At 36.9% G+C, this 16,221-nt stretch carries 13 protein-coding genes; 2 read left to right on the top strand and 11 right to left on the bottom strand.

Annotated elements, in window-relative coordinates:
* Positions 1-78: 78 nt before the first annotated feature.
* The 5 genes from D1839_RS10080 to yycF are packed head-to-tail and all read right to left on the bottom strand — an operon-like array spanning position 79 to position 5,704.
* A complete protein-coding gene (locus D1839_RS10080) occupies positions 79-864 on the bottom strand; it encodes an MBL fold metallo-hydrolase (protein ID WP_120379772.1) in 786 nt (261 codons plus the stop codon).
* Complete coding sequence (locus tag D1839_RS10075; RefSeq protein ID WP_120379771.1) at positions 861-1,805, bottom strand: two-component system regulatory protein YycI; 945 nt, start codon at positions 1,803-1,805, stop codon at positions 861-863. The genes D1839_RS10080 and D1839_RS10075 overlap by 4 nt, the downstream gene beginning before the upstream one ends.
* Before the next feature lie 3 nt (positions 1,806-1,808).
* The gene (locus D1839_RS10070; RefSeq protein ID WP_120379770.1) at positions 1,809-3,152 is read right to left on the bottom strand and encodes a YycH family regulatory protein; all 1,344 of its coding nucleotides are present in this window, start codon (positions 3,150-3,152) and stop codon (positions 1,809-1,811) included.
* Positions 3,153-3,157: 5 nt separating this feature from the next.
* Complete coding sequence (gene walK, locus D1839_RS10065) at positions 3,158-4,990, bottom strand: cell wall metabolism sensor histidine kinase WalK (protein WP_120379769.1); 1,833 nt, start codon at positions 4,988-4,990, stop codon at positions 3,158-3,160.
* A gap of 9 nt (positions 4,991-4,999) precedes the next feature.
* Positions 5,000-5,704, bottom strand: a complete 705-nt coding sequence (gene yycF / locus D1839_RS10060; protein ID WP_120379768.1) for a response regulator YycF — start codon at positions 5,702-5,704, stop codon at positions 5,000-5,002.
* A 512-nt stretch (positions 5,705-6,216) separates the two neighbouring features.
* Here yycF and D1839_RS10055 point away from each other — a divergent pair.
* Together D1839_RS10055 and D1839_RS10050 are read left to right on the top strand one after the other, a co-directional pair.
* Positions 6,217-6,516, top strand: coding sequence for a hypothetical protein (locus D1839_RS10055; RefSeq protein WP_199690059.1), 300 nt, complete (start codon positions 6,217-6,219; stop codon positions 6,514-6,516).
* 312 nt (positions 6,517-6,828) lie between these two features.
* Positions 6,829-7,041 carry a spore germination protein gene (locus D1839_RS10050; RefSeq protein WP_120379767.1) on the top strand — a complete coding sequence of 71 codons (213 nt, stop codon included), beginning with the start codon at positions 6,829-6,831 and terminating at the stop codon, positions 7,039-7,041.
* 170 nt (positions 7,042-7,211) lie between these two features.
* On the opposite strand, the gene D1839_RS10045 is transcribed toward D1839_RS10050, so the two are convergent.
* The 6 genes from D1839_RS10045 to D1839_RS10020 all read right to left on the bottom strand — a co-directional run bounded on the left by D1839_RS10045 (position 7,212) and on the right by D1839_RS10020 (position 16,030).
* On the bottom strand, positions 7,212-9,044 hold the full coding sequence (locus D1839_RS10045; protein ID WP_158589638.1) for a pyruvate kinase: 1,833 nt from the start codon (positions 9,042-9,044) through the stop codon (positions 7,212-7,214).
* Between the two features lie 266 nt (positions 9,045-9,310).
* A complete protein-coding gene (locus D1839_RS10040; protein ID WP_120379765.1) occupies positions 9,311-10,597 on the bottom strand; it encodes an adenylosuccinate synthase in 1,287 nt (428 codons plus the stop codon).
* A 497-nt stretch (positions 10,598-11,094) separates the two neighbouring features.
* The gene (dnaB, locus tag D1839_RS10035; RefSeq protein WP_120379764.1) at positions 11,095-12,453 is read right to left on the bottom strand and encodes a replicative DNA helicase; all 1,359 of its coding nucleotides are present in this window, start codon (positions 12,451-12,453) and stop codon (positions 11,095-11,097) included.
* A gap of 113 nt (positions 12,454-12,566) precedes the next feature.
* A complete protein-coding gene (gene rplI, locus D1839_RS10030; RefSeq protein WP_120379763.1) occupies positions 12,567-13,013 on the bottom strand; it encodes a 50S ribosomal protein L9 in 447 nt (148 codons plus the stop codon).
* The gene (locus tag D1839_RS10025; RefSeq protein ID WP_120379762.1) at positions 13,010-14,980 is read right to left on the bottom strand and encodes a DHH family phosphoesterase; all 1,971 of its coding nucleotides are present in this window, start codon (positions 14,978-14,980) and stop codon (positions 13,010-13,012) included. Before D1839_RS10025 ends, rplI begins: the two co-directional genes overlap by 4 nt.
* Before the next feature lie 108 nt (positions 14,981-15,088).
* On the bottom strand, positions 15,089-16,030 hold the full coding sequence (locus D1839_RS10020; protein ID WP_120379761.1) for a YybS family protein: 942 nt from the start codon (positions 16,028-16,030) through the stop codon (positions 15,089-15,091).
* Positions 16,031-16,221 lie beyond the last annotated feature (191 nt).

The raw sequence follows: 16,221 nt of genomic DNA, 5'->3' as shown, positions 1-16,221 counted from the left end.
AAAAAAATTAACTTCTGCTTAATTGACAAATGATTGCTCTTAGTATTTCCCGATTGCGTTTAAAAATAACCAAATTTATCAACTTACCTCAAAAAGTGGCGTAGGCTTATCATGATACGTATCTAATAAATCCATGGCTATCCCACGTTCTTGTAAAACTTGATCCACAGACATTCTAGCCAGATCACGCATGTTATTATCTAAACTTAAATGCGCTAAATAGATACGCTGTGTATTATTATCAATAATATCCGCTAAGGCAAGTCCACAATCTTCATTAGAAATATGCCCGGAATCCCCGAGTATTCTCCGTTTGACATTCCATGGATATTTCCCCATTCGCAGCATACCTACATCATGATTTGCTTCAAATATATACGCATCTGCTCCTTCAACTGTTTTCTTAATTCTATCCGAGACATAACCTAAATCAGTTACTAGCGCTACTTTCTTCCCTTGATGATGAAATGTATAAAACATTGGCTCTACCGCATCATGTGATACACCAAAGGATGCAACTTCCATATCACCAAATGTCTTTACTTCATCCATATGGAAATGAAATTTTTGATCAATGGATATTTTTCCAATCGATTTTTCCATCGCTTTCCATGTTTTTTCATTGGCGTAAATGGGCAATTGATATTTACGAGCAAGAATGCCCAACCCTTTTATATGATCACTATGTTCATGGGTTACTAAAATACCTGAAAGCTGCCGCGGATCAATGTCAATCGCTGCAAATAACTGGTCCATCTGCTTTCCACTTAACCCAGCATCAACGAGTAATTTTTCCCGCTCTGTTTCAATATAAAATGCATTACCTGTACTACCTGAAGCTAATACACTAAAACGTAAAGTCATTCAAATTCACTCCGATTATCCTCTATACTATCTTCCACAACGAATCGATCCATAACTTTTAACAAATCCTGCTTCCATTCTACATCATTATTTAATTGTTGGACTAAACTCCTATAGCTTTTTATGGTATCGGAAATAAATTTCGCATCATCACCAGTACTCACAGAGCCTTCCACCGCATTTACAAAATAGTTCCGTTCTTTATTTACCGTTATTTTATACGTTGGCGCAAACACTTGCGATGATCCTGTATCAGAAGCAATACGTGTATAGTATCCATATTCTACAGAAGTGACATTATCTTCTGGGTACAATTCATTTTGGTTAAATAAAGTACCAATAGCACTAATTGGTTCATAAAGTGCGCTAGGTTCACCCTGTTTTTGCTCTTTTCCTAACATGGTTTGTGTATAAAATATCATCTCATTATCATCATTTAGAAATACGAGCATCAAGCCGTAACGATTATAATAAATGGGTCGATCTTTTTTTTTCTGAAAGAATAACAACACGTTTAAATCCTTGTCCCACCCATAATACTTATAATCATCAGGAAAAGCAGTATGGTTCTTGACAAGTTGACTAATATTCGCATTATCTGGGTCACTTGGTAAAGGAATTGCCTTCTTAAAAACAGATACAAGCAGCGTTTTATTAATGACTTCCGTTTCCTGTTGCTTTAATGCAGCTATTTTTTGATAATCTGCTTCCGTAAATTCTTTCGGAGCAATATTTATATACGTATCCTTCGTCACATCTACGTGCTTATCAGTAACCTTGATATTTTCCTGCTTCAACTTTTCTTCCACAGTGGGATCATCTGGGTTTGTGCGGTCGTAAGACTCAACACTATCTTGTTTATCCATAAACTCAACAAATAAATAAATGTTGAGGATTAAGAAGCATAAAATAAATAAGGTTTTAATTTGACTCCACTGCATCTCTTAATCCCCCCTCTGTTGCGAAGCAGAAGTATCTTCTTCTGGAAACAGTCGTTTCCATTCCCCATTAATTTGTATAAACCATGTTGGTTCTAAAATGACGGAGTTGTCCGTCTGATATTGAAAATCATAGCCTAATTGGATATTTTCAATCTGCTCCATTTTCCATGTGTCCGATAACTCATTGGTTACATATTGGATTACTTTTTCTCCTGAAGGAACATCGACTTCTTCGGTGTTTACTTCATTACTTAACTTCAATAACGAGCGGTTATATTGATAAATGTCTTGCCCTTCATATTGAATTTCAATAAAAGAAAGTCCATTGCGGCTATGAACAGGATATCCATTATAACGCATTTGATAAATTACACGATTAGAAGGAGCATCTAGATCATATAAACTATAGTCCCCAAACCAGCCATCGTGTGAATCCACCCTTGAAATACTACGATCAATTAATTCAACCGGATTGACACTACCAGAGGGATTACCAACCGCGTTTGGATTATAAAATTCTAGTTTCGTTTCATGATGCTGTATCCGCATCTCCCGCTCACTATCTGCAAAATAAAACTCTCCAATACCTCTATCCCCTTTATCAGAGCGACTCACCCTTGTAAGGTTAGGAAATAACGCCCTTACAAATAAGTCTGGAGGAATTTTGTTAACAATAAGCGAACGCTTTTGTAGACCGTCTGTATTACTAGGGATGAAAATTCTCCGACTGTCTTTTTCTTTTTCATCTTCATTAACTAATATATATTCGGTGAGGCCTTCACGAGATGCAAATAGTTTCTCAAGCTTATTATAGTTCACGGAATCATTTAAGGAAGCCTTCGCTTGTCGTCTTCCATCTATTGATGGAAACTGCACAGAAATCGTAGCTGTATCCTTGTCCAGATATAAATAAATGCGGTCAAAAGACCAAGTTGCTTCAATTTCTTCCGTATCTGGAAAATGAAACAGATTGGCGGCAATTTGAATCGGAAGTGCATCTGGAAAAATAATTTCTGCATCATAACCTTTTGGAGGTCGCCTTTGGTTTGACTCTCTTACACTAAAATCTGTAAATATCCATGTTTGCATATCTAGAAAAAATTGCTTATTTTTTTGCGGATTTTTATAACCTAAATGCTGTTCACCAGCGTGGAAAATAATAGAACTTGGTTCAATTACATTGCTTTTTGTTTCCATCTGTTTGCCACCAACGCTTGTTTCACTCACATTTTCCAAGTCCTCTAGTTCTTCAAATTCGGATTGATAATTCCATAAGCCAAATGTCAATAACAGACTAAGACCGATTAATAAGACTAATATAATGGATTTAAACGTTTCTAACTTCATTATGATTATGCACCTCTCCGCTTCTGATTCATAAGCGGAAGCGTAAAGTAAACCACTGTTCCTTTACCTTCTTTGCTTGTCGCCCAAATTTGACCATGGTGTGCTTCCACAAGTTCTTTAGCAATGGCTAATCCAAGTCCTGTTCCACCAAGTTTTCTGGTTCGTGCTTTATCTGCACGATAAAAGCGTTCAAATATCTTTTCCAATTTATCATAAGCAATACCCATTCCCTGATCTTGGATACTGATTAAAAGATGGTGGCGTCTATATTCTGCTTTTAACTTAATGGTACCACCTTCAGGAGAATATTTGATCGCATTGGTAATGATATTATCGAGTACCTGCGTCATCTTATCCTTATCCATCCACACATAATAGCTACCATTTGGCAACTCTCGCTGCAAATGAATCCCCTTTGGTATTTGCATTTCAAATCGGTCAATAATTTGATGATAATAACTTACAAATTCAACGCGTTCCTTAAGCAGTGGATATTCTTTCGCATCCATCTTAGAAAGCTGTAGCAAATCATTGACCATGCGGATCATTCGCTCGGTCTCATTATGAACTACATTCAGAAATTTAGGTGCAATTTCTTTATCTTCCCAAGCCCCATCATTTAAAGCTTCGACATAGCTTTTCATTGTTGTAAGCGGCGTCCTAAGCTCATGCGATACATTCGATACAAATTCTCTCCGCTCTGCTTCCACCTTTTCCTGTTCGGTTACATCACTGATAACTGTAATAAATCCGGTAATTTCCCCTTCCTCATCTAGTACAGTAGAAAAATTGGCTCGGATAATGAAGTCCTCTTCATCATCCCCAAAGTCAATAATCATGGAACCACTATTGTGTATTTCGGAGATATCAACAACTTTTTCTTCTAAATGTAATACATCTAATAAAAACAAGCCGATCACATCATCTGGATTATGACCAATTAATCGCCCTGCCGCCTCATTCATTAACGTAATGGCTCCAGAGCTATCTGTTGCAACAACACCATCCGACATATTGGATAAAACAGAACTCAGCTTCCTCCGTTCTTCTTCGATCGTTGCATAGGAGTGTTTTAATTGACTATTTAAATCGTTAAATGTTTCAGCTAGATGACCGATTTCATCCCATCCGTATACGTTAACCTTTTGAGTAAAATCACCTCTAGCCATTTTCTGAGCTTGACGGCGCATTTCAATTATCGGTTTCGTAATTGTTCTTGCGACTAGGATACCGATAAAAGCAGATACCGTAATGGCTAATACGGATCCTTGAAAAAAGATCTCGTTAATGCTCATTAATTGATCATACACTGGTTCTAAAGATGCTTCTAAATAAATAACTCCTAAAACAATATCCCTGTTTTTTTCATCGACAATGGGATGAGCAAGCACATAAAACCGATCATTTCCTTTTACATTTTTATTTTCTTCTGTTGAATTGGTTGTCAGGGTTCGCTGAATAATCCCTCGCGTTGTTTTTTTCCCAACTTCATCGCGAGAATTGTAGTCATTTGTTGCCACTACTTTACTTTGATTATTGACAACCTGCAGGCTCGTAATATCCTGTGCATCTATTTCTGCTACAATGCTTTGAATTTCTTCTTCCAATGTTGGTTCATTTGGGTTATTTTCATCACGTTCCCGATTAAATGCTTTCTCCAAATTGTAGCTAAGTAATTCCACCCGTGACCCAATTGAGCCTTCAAAGCTGTTCACTAAATTCTTTTCCAGTTCAGTCGTAAAAAAGGAGCCGATAACCTGAATAGCTACCAGCAATAACAAAATATAAATAATAATAAACTTTAGCTGAATAGAACGGAAAAAACCGACTTTTTTCATGTAATAAACCTACTCCTGATCAGGATTTCGCAAATAATAACCTACCCCACGACGTGTAACGATCCACATGGGGTTACTTGGAGTTTCTTCAATTTTCTCACGTAGCCTTCGTACCGTAACATCCACTGTACGGACATCACCAAAGTAGTCATATCCCCATACGGTTTCCAACAAATGCTCACGTGTCATAACTTGTCCCATATGACGAGCAAGATAATGCAACAATTCAAATTCACGATGTGTTAGTTCAATCTGTTCACCATTACGAGAGACAACATAAGCATCCGGATGAATAACTAATGAGCCAATCTCAATATCCTTAGAAGCCTTCGTTGTATCCTCAGGTACAACCTGCTGCCTGCGCAAATTTGCTTTTACACGGGCAATTAATTCCCGATTGCTAAATGGCTTCGTTACATAGTCGTCTGCTCCAAGTTCCAGTCCAAGTACTTTGTCAATCTCCGAATCTTTCGCAGTCAGCATAATAATTGGCATTGTTTGTGTTTTTCGTATTTCTCGGCAAACTTCATTGCCATCTTTATTTGGTAACATAATATCTAATAGAACTAAATCAGGGTTTTCCTCTGTCGCTAACTTAATGGCCTCATCTCCATCGTAAGCTACAACAACTTCATACCCTTCTTTTTCCAAATTGAATTTCAATATATCTGCAATTGGCTGTTCATCGTCCACAACTAATATTTTTTGACCCATCTTTGCCACATCCTTCTTTTATTCCAATATATCTATCTTATCGTACTACGTCATAAATGTCTTTTTACTAGCTAAAGTGGAAAGTAAAGTTACTACATAAATTTAGCGGAAAATAATTGCTGCAGTTAAATATGGAGTTTCTCGTTGACTATTACTTGGACTGTTATCTAACACTTCAATTTTATACTAGAAAAAGAACGGATTCAAGAGACGTCCTTGTTATACAACTTAGAATAAATTCCCATAAATAAAGTCTTCTGCTTTATACTATAGGCTATTACTTGTCATACTGAAAGGAATAAACTGTGCCTTAAGTGTGCTAACATCGATTCTTTATCACCACTTTTATCGAATCCTAGAGTTTGAAAGCAGCATTTAAGTAATCGTAGATTGTAAAAGCTGCCGTTATGTTTTTTTAAAAGCAATTGTAAAATAAGCAATTTAGGTATAAAGCCCAATCACTTTCCGTATAGGTGCATATCCATATCGTATAAAGAAGAGGAGGTAAAGTGATGGATTATCCACAATATCAAGATGTAAATTATCATGAAATGAATCATAACGACGAGGCATACCATAATCAATTGGCAACAAATGAAATGGTAGCTGATGAGAGATTAATCCGACCGTGGGGGTTTGGGTTTGGTAGACCGTTTTTCGGGTTTGGTAGACCGTTTTTTGGTGCTCCATTTTTAGGCGGAATAGCAGGAGGGCTGTTAGGTGCCTCTCTCATTAGACCACCATTTTATGGATATTACGGATATGGACCTGGATATTATGGTTATGGACCTGGTTACTACGGTCCTTGGTAATTAACAATCCGTCAATATAAAGCATGCGTTTTGCTTTCGGCTAGTGATGAATAAAACTTCTACCTACATGGTATGATACAGAATAACTTGATGGTATCTGTCTGTCTCAGCTCTACTTTGTCTCTTCAGCAATAAGTGGAGACTAACAAGTTTCCTACCAAGGAAATTATTATATACCAACTTATCAAATTGATTCTGTTACAAATTTAGTGTTAACTTAATTTTAGCGGAATAACCGTTAAAGAGAATGGTAATAAGAGGTTTTCGTATTATAAAGAAATAAACTTAAAAGTTACTTTAGGAGGAAGTAATATGCCATCTATCGTTGGCGCAGTTAAAGTAGTTAGGGTTGGAGCAGATACAATTGTAAATGTAGGAGATGTATATCAATTATCCCCAACAGACATGAGTAAAACAAGCGCTGGAGATGGATCATTGAATACAGGGGATTTTTTAAGGATCATGAGCCGAACTAATTCTACGAATAATTACGACCCTGATGTGATTGACCAAGTAAATTTTTGAAGGATAAATTTAAATTTCATAGAACATGATTAGAGTATAATTACTTCTAATCTCATATTTAGCCGTAGGTGTAAGTTTTTGCCTTTGCGTAGGCGTCTAGCTTTAACTTACACCACGAGTTTTTTAGTTTATTTTGTCCAAACAGTAAGCTCCATATGATATTTAGCAAATTATTGGTTTACGTTCTGCTTACGCACGATCATTTGATTATACTGGTGTTTTTTTACAATAAAGCGAAGCGTTTCATTTAAAAAATCTACTGCTTCGGCTACATATGAGCCTTTATTAAGCATGATGCAATCGAATGAACTTCCTAATATAATATCAGCTAATTCAGCACGAGAATGAAATCCTTTCTTTGCAAGTGAATCAAGAACTTGAGTAGCTAAAATAATTGGAACGTGAGCGGCTTGACACATAGATAACATTTCCTGTTGAATGAGTGAAAGCTTTTCAAACCCTACTTCTATTGCTAAATCACCTCTTGCTAACATGACTGCAAATTTAGGGAAGTGAAGTCCTTCTAATAAAATATTTGAAAAATGATTTACTGCTGCTTTTGTTTCTATTTTTGCGACAATGGTTAAGGACGCTTTTTTCTCCTCAGGGATAAGCAAACGTAATTTTTTCAAATCTTCTGGGTAATGAACAAAAGAAAGTCCAACCATATCGGCATGGCTTTGAACAAACTCCAAGTCTTGGAGATCCTTAGGGGTTAAGGATGGTAAACGTATCGTTGCATCAGGAAGGTTTACTCCTTTATTTTCATTAATTTTCCTGCTTTCCTTGGGAGCGAGGACATCCATAATAATATAAGTTTCGTAAATTTCGGTTACAATACCATGAATTTTCCCATCATCGATATAAATATTATCTCCATACGTAACATTTGAAAAAACAGTTGGATGGGAAATAGCTATTTCTGCTTGTTGATTAGTTGAAGCTGGAATACCTTGGCTACCTGGTAATAAATTTATTTTTAATTGATCCCCTTTTTTTACATAAATATCTGCTACACTTTTCTCTAATTCGCCTACAAAACATTTCTTCTTAGAAGGTGAATGAGTAATTTTACTTCCTTCTAAAACATAACTTGTTTCTTCAATTATTACAACATAACCGTACTTTTTAATCCCAACAATTTTAAACGAGCGCTTTTTCTGTTGCGCATCCAAAAATTGCAACGGCTCCCCAATGCGACATGGTAATTCACCTTTATCTACATGAATTGGAAGAATAAAATCATAGGATTCTGTCCGTTCATCATCGGGAATCTTGCTATGCTGAAGCAATCCTTTTTTAACATGTAGTGGTCTTCCAAAACGATCTTTTTTAATTTTTATTTTAAACGGATACGTTATTTTTTGAATCGGACCAACCCTAATTTTAGGTCCAGCTAAATCCATATAGATTTTACATTTGGGCAAATTTATCCCACTACATGCCAAGTCCCTCTCGACTTGGCGTACAGTTTTTATTAAATTTAGCCAGTCATTCTGATCACCATATGCGCAATTAATTCTAGCAATTGTCATGCCATTTAATAAAAACTCCCTAATTACTGTTGGAGCGCTAATTAAAGAAATGTCCAATGTTACCATAATTTCTGGTGATAGGTTTTGGTTGGTATGAAAGGTTGAATGCTTTCTTCTTATTGCTTGTGTATATAATTCAGTGGAGGGAGTAGATAGCGTTAATCGTCCGTTGTTTAAATTCTGACAAGTGTTAAATAATCCTTTAATAATGTAATCAATATAAGCCAAATGGAGACCCTTTTCTTTTAAATAATGCATCATCGCCTGCTTTATATTGTTTTTCAGCTCCATAAAAGCAAGTAAGTTTTCTGCACTAAACTGCTGATGTAAGGTGGGATAAATCTTAGGAAAAGAATCCTGTATCGTAATAATTTTATTATAAAGATTGATTATTTCTTTAGAATAAAGCGATCTCTTTCCCTCCTTTTCGCACCGATTAGTAAATAAAAAAGCTATCAATCTGTACATAATATGCTGTTTTCTGTTTAATATGCTTCTACTATTTTGGTGAGAAACTTTCCACATAAGTTGGAGGAAATATTAGAAACTACTTTGCGTTCAAACCTATTTGGTTTTTATTTAAATACGACTGAAAATGAGCAAGAGGATTTTACAGATTTCATATGAGAAAGTGTGGGCATGAGGCGAAAATCTGTTCATGCTAAACAAGCACAGAAGTTAGTGATTAAATTTCTGTGCTTGTTTAGATACTTTATCCGCCTTTATTATATACATTAACTATATACGCTTCGCACTACATTTGTTTGGGAACGATCTGGACCAACAGAAAATATGGAAAGAGGAATTCCAGTTAATTGAGAGATACGCTCCAGATAATGCCTTGCATTTGCAGGTAATTCATGCAAACTTTTCACGCCTGTAATATCTTCCGTCCAACCAGGCATTTCTTCATACACTGGTTCACATTCCGCTAATACCGTTAAACTTGCCGGAAAATCATATATAGTTTCGCCTTTATAGCGATAAGCAACACCAATTTTTAATGTTTTAATTCCAGTTAGCACATCGATGGAGTTTAAGGATAGGTCGGTAATCCCACTAACGCGACGGGCATGACGAACAACTACACTATCAAACCAACCAACACGGCGGGCACGTCCTGTTGTTGTACCATACTCTCGTCCTATTTCCCGAATTTGATCCCCTATCTCATCATGCAGTTCTGTTGGAAAAGGCCCATCCCCAACTCGGGTTGTGTATGCTTTGGAAACACCAACTACGTGATTAATTTTCGTCGGCCCAACTCCTGACCCTATTGTTACTCCACCAGCAATCGGATTAGAAGAGGTGACAAATGGGTACGTTCCTTGATCAATATCAAGCATCACGCCTTGTGCACCTTCAAATAAGACACGTCGTCCATCATCTAATGCATTATTAAGTACAACGGATGTATCACACACATACGGTGCCATTTGCTGTCCATAGGCATAATACTCGTCTAGTATATCCTCTACTTGCATGGGAACAACTTCATAAACCTTTTCAAACAGGCGGTTCTTCTCTTGTAAGTTCTGTTTCAGCTTTTTGCGAAAGATATCTTTATTCATTAAATCAGCAATGCGAATACCGCAACGTGCAGCTTTGTCCATATAAGCAGGTCCAATACCTTTTTTCGTAGTCCCAATCTTATTGTCGCCTTTTTCTTCTTCTTGTAAAATATCCAGCTTTAAATGATAAGGAAGAATGACATGGGCCCGATTACTGATTCGTAAGTTATCTGTCGCCACATTTCGTTCATGTAAATAGGCTACTTCCTCCACAAATGCCTTTGGATCAATAACCATTCCATTTCCTAATACGCATGTTTTTTCTTTGAAAAATATGCCAGATGGAATTAAATGTAGTTTATACGTAATCTCATCAAATTTAATGGTATGACCAGCATTGTTTCCGCCTTGATAACGAGCAACAACTTCTGCATTTTGCGATAAAAAATCAGTAATCTTTCCTTTCCCTTCATCGCCCCATTGCGTTCCAACTACTACTACCGAGGACATAGCGCACCTCCACTGAGTTTAATCTGTGATTATTTGCCTTTGTTTTATCACAAGACATATTTTATCAATAATTTACGAGCCAGTCAACGCAAAACACGAACGTTATTTTAAAAAACAGTTTTATCATTCGTTTTAAAAATAAATCTTTACATATAGTTTATCAAATATTAGCCATTCTATCCCGCATAGCACTGGGTGGAGAAATCCTAGCTTCCAGTAGGATAAATATATACCACTGCAAGCGGAATACCTATTTCTGTTTATATGTAACGAACAAAGGCGCAGGGCGCGCATTTAGCAACGTAGCAACTAAAGTTTTAGGAATCATGGTAATTGATACGCCCAATGATGACTTATCGGAAGGCGATTTCGTGAAGTCGCCTAGTTGCTGGGCGCTTAAGCCGGGCGTGGCTATTCCGTTAAGTCTGTATCCCCAAAGCAACAATTTTTATATTTTCTTATCTTATAAAAAACAGCCTTATATAAAGGCTGCTCTACTATGCTGGAGGAATATCGCTATCTGAATAACGATGATCCAAATCAACGAATTTATTATACTCTTTCACAAACGCTAAATCGACTGTACCTACAGGACCGTTACGTTGTTTGGAAATAATAATCTCAATTATATTTTGTTTTTCGGATTCCGAATCATAATAGTCATCACGATATAAAAATCCGACAATATCCGCATCCTGTTCAATACTTCCGGATTCACGCAAGTCAGACATCATTGGACGTTTGTCCTGTCTTGACTCTACTCCACGAGAAAGCTGTGATAAAGCAATCAATGGAACATTTAATTCCCTTGCTAGACCTTTTAAGGAACGAGATATTTCTGATACCTCTTGTTGCCTGTTTTCTTTGGAATTTATGCTCCCTTGAATAAGTTGTAAATAATCGATTAATATCATTCCTAAACCATGCTCCTGCTTTAGCCTTCGACATTTGGATCGAATATCGGCAACCCGTATACCCGGCGTATCATCAATATAAATTCCCGCATTGGATAAACTCCCCATTGCCATCGTCAGTTTACTCCAGTCATCCGCTTGTAATTGTCCGTTACGAAGACGTTGTGCGTCAATATTTCCTTCAGCACAAAGCATCCGTTGTACAAGCTGATCTGCTCCCATCTCTAAACTAAAAATAGCTACATTCTCATCTGTGTTTACGGCTACATTCTGAGCTACATTCAATGCAAAGGCTGTTTTTCCTACAGAAGGACGTGCAGCAATAATGATTAAGTCATTACGCTGAAAGCCAGAAGTAATTCGATCTAAATCGCGGAACCCTGTAGGAATTCCTGTTACATCACCGCTTTGATGGTGCAACTGTTCAATCTTATCGTATACTTCAATTAAAACATCTTTAATATTTTTAAATGCACCGGAATTTTTTTTACCAGAGACATCAAGTATTGTTTTTTCAGCTTCGTTTAATACATCCTCTACTTCATCCTGCCGTTCAAAACTTGACGTTACAATATCTGTAGCCGAACGAATTAATCTCCGCAGTAATGCCTTTTCTTCTACAATACGGCAATAATAACCAATATTTGCTGAGGTCGGCACACTCTCTGCTACTTGCGATAGATATTGAACCCCGCCTACCTCATCTAATTGATTGGCATTGTGTAAATAAGCCGTCACGGTTACAACGTCTATAGGCTCGCCTCGATCAGATAATGCCATCATACTGGAAAAAATACGTTGATGCCCGGCTTTATAGAAATCATCTGGAAGTAGTATTTCAGAAGCTGTAGTAAATGCTTCTGGATCAATAAATATGGCTCCAATAATGGATTGTTCCGCTTCCAGATTATGTGGCGGGGTGCGATCTATCTGGTTAGTCATGCGTAGTCCCCCCTTTAGTACAGATAGCAATAGAGAAGCACAAATGAGGGCATTTGTGCTTCCTTATTAAGGGATTTTCAATAAGTTGGCAATGTTGTTGCAAGCTAAAGTGATTATTTTTCAGTAACATGTACTTTTATCGAACCAGATACTTCAGGGTGCAGCTTTACTGGTACATTCGTATAGCCTAAAGACCTGATTGGTGATTCTAACTCAATTTTTCGTTTGTCAATCTTATAGCCATAATTTTTTTCTAATGCCTCCGAGATCTGTTTGCTTGTAATCGAACCAAACAAACGACCACCGTCACCTGATTTAGCAGTTAATTCTACAGTTAAATCAGCCAGTTTGTCTTTTAATTGGATCGCTTCTTCTTTTTCTTCCTGTTCTAATTGCTTCTGTTTTTTCTTCTTTGCTTCTAAAGCTTTTAAATTTGCAGGTGTCGCTTCCTGAGCTAAGTTATTTTTCAACAAATAATTACGTGCATAACCATCGGAAACATTTTTCACATCGCCTTTTTTCCCTTTTCCTTTTACATCTTTAAGAAATATCACTTTCATTCTGTTTCGCTCCCCTCATAATATTCATCTAATATCTCTTTTAATAACTGTTCCGCTTCATCAATCGTTGTATCTTCCATTTGTGTTGCGGCATTGGTTAAATGACCGCCACCATTCATTTTTTCCATAATAACTTGAACATTAATATCTCCTAATGAACGCGCGCTAATCCCTATTCTGCCATCCTTACGCTCCGAAATAACGAAAGAGGCAGCTATCCCACTCATGGTTAATAAAATGTCGGCTGTCTGAGCAATGAGTACAGGACCATGCACTTGCCCTTCCTTTGCCTTCGCTATCGCAATTTGGTTACGATACAATTCTGCTCGTTCAATTAATTTACTTCGCTCCACGTATACATCGATATCCTCTTTCAACAGTTCTTGAACAAGTACGGTATCTGCTCCCTTCGCACGTAAATAAGATGCAGCATCAAATGTTCTTGAACCTGTTCGTAATGTAAAGCTTTTCGTATCAACAATAATCCCAGCTAATAAAGCCGTCGCTTCCAGCATACGCAATTTTAGCTTTTTCGGTTGATACTCCAGTAGCTCCGTCACTAATTCAGCAGTAGAAGAAGCATATGGTTCCATATAGACTAAAGTCGGATTATCAATAAAATCTTCGCCACGACGGTGGTGGTCAATTACTACTTTATAGTCCGTTTTTTGCAGCAGAGCTTCACTCGCAACCATAGATGGACGGTGTGTATCGACAACAACTACTAAACTACGGTTATTTACAATCGACTGCGCCTCATCCGGTTCAACAAAATACTGCCAAATTTCCTCATCTTCCTTAATTTTATCGACTAAACGATATACCCCTGTATCAATATCGTTTGGATCAAAAACAATATACCCTTCTACATCATTTGCAAGCGCAATGTTTAAGATCCCAATGGCAGCACCTATCGAATCCATATCTGGGGATTTATGTCCCATTATTATCACATTATCACTTGCTCGGATTAACTCTTTTAAAGCATGGGAGATCACTCTTGCTCTCACTCTCGTTCTCTTTTCCATTGGGTTTGTTTTCCCACCATAAAAACGAACTTTTCCAGATTCGTCTTTAATAGCTACTTGATCGCCACCTCGCCCTAATGCAAGGTCAAGGCTGGATTGCGCTAATTCACCAAGGGTGGGTAGATCAACGTCACCAGCGCCAATCCCTATACTTAGTGTGACAGGAGTGTTGCGTTCTCCACTTAATCCACGTACTTCATCTAAAATTTCAAATTTTGCTTTCTCTAAATTTGCCAATATTTGCTTTGTCCCAACCGCCAAAAAGCGCTCCTGGGAAGTTCGTTTTAAATAAAGTCCATGATGCTTGGACCACTGATTTAATACCGAAGTAACCTGCGAATTCAGCTTGCTTTTATTTGTATCATCCATGTTTTGGGTAATTTCTTCATAATTGTCAAGAAAAATAAACCCAAGTATAGTTTGTTCATTACGATATTGCGCTTGTAATTCTGATTGTTCCGTGCGATCAAATAAATAAAGCAGACGTTCTTCCTTTTTGACGACGGTCTCAAACACAAAACCTTGTAATTCAAACCAAATTTTTTCTTTGTTTTCTTTAATCATTGGAATTAAATCCTCTGATAATTTATGCAGCGAATCGCCGACTAAACTGCCATCATCAAAACGGTGCATGTATGGGTTTGCCCATTCAATTTTAAAATCATCATTATATAAGATAATTCCAAATGGCATTTCCAATAATGCTTCTTCGCCGACCTTTTTAACTCGATATGATAATGTTGTGATATACTTTTCTGCCTGATCCTGCAAAGCTTGCTCAGAACGAATGCTGTAATATAACGACATAGCTAATAATACAGTCATAATCATTCCCAGCACCCATTGAAAATACCAAATAAACACCAACAAAATGATGGATAATGCATAAATAAACCATACATGATTTCGTAGTGTCAGCTTTTTCTGCTTATCGGGCATCACATTCAGCTCCTACTGTGCAACACTTATTTTTATATTTCTTCATATATCCTTTCACAATAACGGTTTGCCACTAAAAGGAACTTATTCACTTTTGTTGTAATATCGTTATTTCTTTCCCAGCCGTTCCCTTAAATTCATTCCGATATCAAGAATACCAATAAATCGAATGATAAACATAAATGTTGGCATTAGAAATACAATGACGACACATATAATCGGAAATGCTTTTGACATTTTTTTATAATGGGTATAGAAAAATAAAAAGGAAAATCCTTGAATCGTCAAAACCATTTGTGCAATGACTAGCAAATTTTGAATAGCCATTACTAATGTTCCACTATCTGTGTCTGTAATCATAAAAGCTGCTAGGAGAACAAAAAGATAAATGAACAAGGTGCTGGAAGGAAAACGTAATGATCTAAAGGGTGGAAAGCGTAGTTCCCTTTTTTCTATCCGATTCATCACTTTATAAGAAATCCATTGGCTAATTAATGCTTGGAAAACCGACGCTATTAGAAGATAAAACGGAAGTAAGTTAGTCAGTCCTTCTAAAACTTGCTCCATCGTTTCCTTAACTGCATCTGCTTGTTCTGGATTACCAAACTGCTCCATAATGCTTGTTGACATCGCTAAGGATTCGTCCATCACTTGTTGAAACTCTTCGACTATATTTACTTGTAGAATAAGCTGAACAAACACAAAAGCAAATAATAGTCCAATGATATACCCGAATGTTCCTCTTGCCCAAGTTTCATAAGCAGATATGTTCTTATGAATTGCTTCACCAATCATTATACCACCAATTACTGCAGGAACAGCAAGCGGCAATGTAACAATCGTTCCCAGCAGTGTTGACAAAATAATAGCTGCAACAGCCATTATTAAAGCTGGCTTCCAACCATGTCTTGCTGTATACATAACGAATGGAAGTGGTAGCATAAAGATAGTGATGGGGGTTAAATAGGGAATAAAGATTCCCGTTAATAATATAATAATGAATAGAGCGGTTAACATAGCCCCGTCTACTTGTTTTTTTGATTGATTCATTTTGCACCTCATCTACCTTAGGTTGTTACTATTCCATTCTAATATGATAACATGTTTTCGACTTGAATAGTTGTCGAAAAGCATAGAAAAAATATTTCCCGGGTAATAATATATCATAGGAACTTTCATAAGATTGCTTATTTTAATAAAGACCCCTTGATCAGAAACAAAATTAGATCTTTTTTGCAAGC

It is taken from the genome of Roseburia sp. 1XD42-34 (assembly GCF_009917385.1).
In the GTDB taxonomy this organism is placed as follows: domain Bacteria; phylum Bacillota; class Bacilli; order Bacillales; family Amphibacillaceae; genus Virgibacillus.
Note: the sequence above shows the minus strand (reverse complement) of the source record. Positions and strands in the feature narration are given on the sequence as shown.

What these genes read in the sequence shown, in the direction of transcription:
- D1839_RS10080 (WP_120379772.1), bottom strand. Translation starts at nt 864, where the DNA reads ATGACTTTACGTTTTAGTGTATTAGCTTCAGGTAGTACAGGTAATGCA.
- D1839_RS10075 (WP_120379771.1), bottom strand. Translation starts at nt 1,805, where the DNA reads ATGCAGTGGAGTCAAATTAAAACCTTATTTATTTTATGCTTCTTAATC.
- D1839_RS10070 (WP_120379770.1), bottom strand. Translation starts at nt 3,152, where the DNA reads ATGAAGTTAGAAACGTTTAAATCCATTATATTAGTCTTATTAATCGGT.
- walK (WP_120379769.1), bottom strand. Translation starts at nt 4,990, where the DNA reads ATGAAAAAAGTCGGTTTTTTCCGTTCTATTCAGCTAAAGTTTATTATT.
- yycF (WP_120379768.1), bottom strand. Translation starts at nt 5,704, where the DNA reads ATGGGTCAAAAAATATTAGTTGTGGACGATGAACAGCCAATTGCAGAT.
- D1839_RS10055 (WP_199690059.1), top strand. Translation starts at nt 6,217, where the DNA reads ATGGATTATCCACAATATCAAGATGTAAATTATCATGAAATGAATCAT.
- D1839_RS10050 (WP_120379767.1), top strand. Translation starts at nt 6,829, where the DNA reads ATGCCATCTATCGTTGGCGCAGTTAAAGTAGTTAGGGTTGGAGCAGAT.
- D1839_RS10045 (WP_158589638.1), bottom strand. Translation starts at nt 9,044, where the DNA reads ATGTACAGATTGATAGCTTTTTTATTTACTAATCGGTGCGAAAAGGAG.
- D1839_RS10040 (WP_120379765.1), bottom strand. Translation starts at nt 10,597, where the DNA reads ATGTCCTCGGTAGTAGTAGTTGGAACGCAATGGGGCGATGAAGGGAAA.
- dnaB (WP_120379764.1), bottom strand. Translation starts at nt 12,453, where the DNA reads ATGACTAACCAGATAGATCGCACCCCGCCACATAATCTGGAAGCGGAA.
- rplI (WP_120379763.1), bottom strand. Translation starts at nt 13,013, where the DNA reads ATGAAAGTGATATTTCTTAAAGATGTAAAAGGAAAAGGGAAAAAAGGC.
- D1839_RS10025 (WP_120379762.1), bottom strand. Translation starts at nt 14,980, where the DNA reads ATGCCCGATAAGCAGAAAAAGCTGACACTACGAAATCATGTATGGTTT.
- D1839_RS10020 (WP_120379761.1), bottom strand. Translation starts at nt 16,030, where the DNA reads ATGAATCAATCAAAAAAACAAGTAGACGGGGCTATGTTAACCGCTCTA.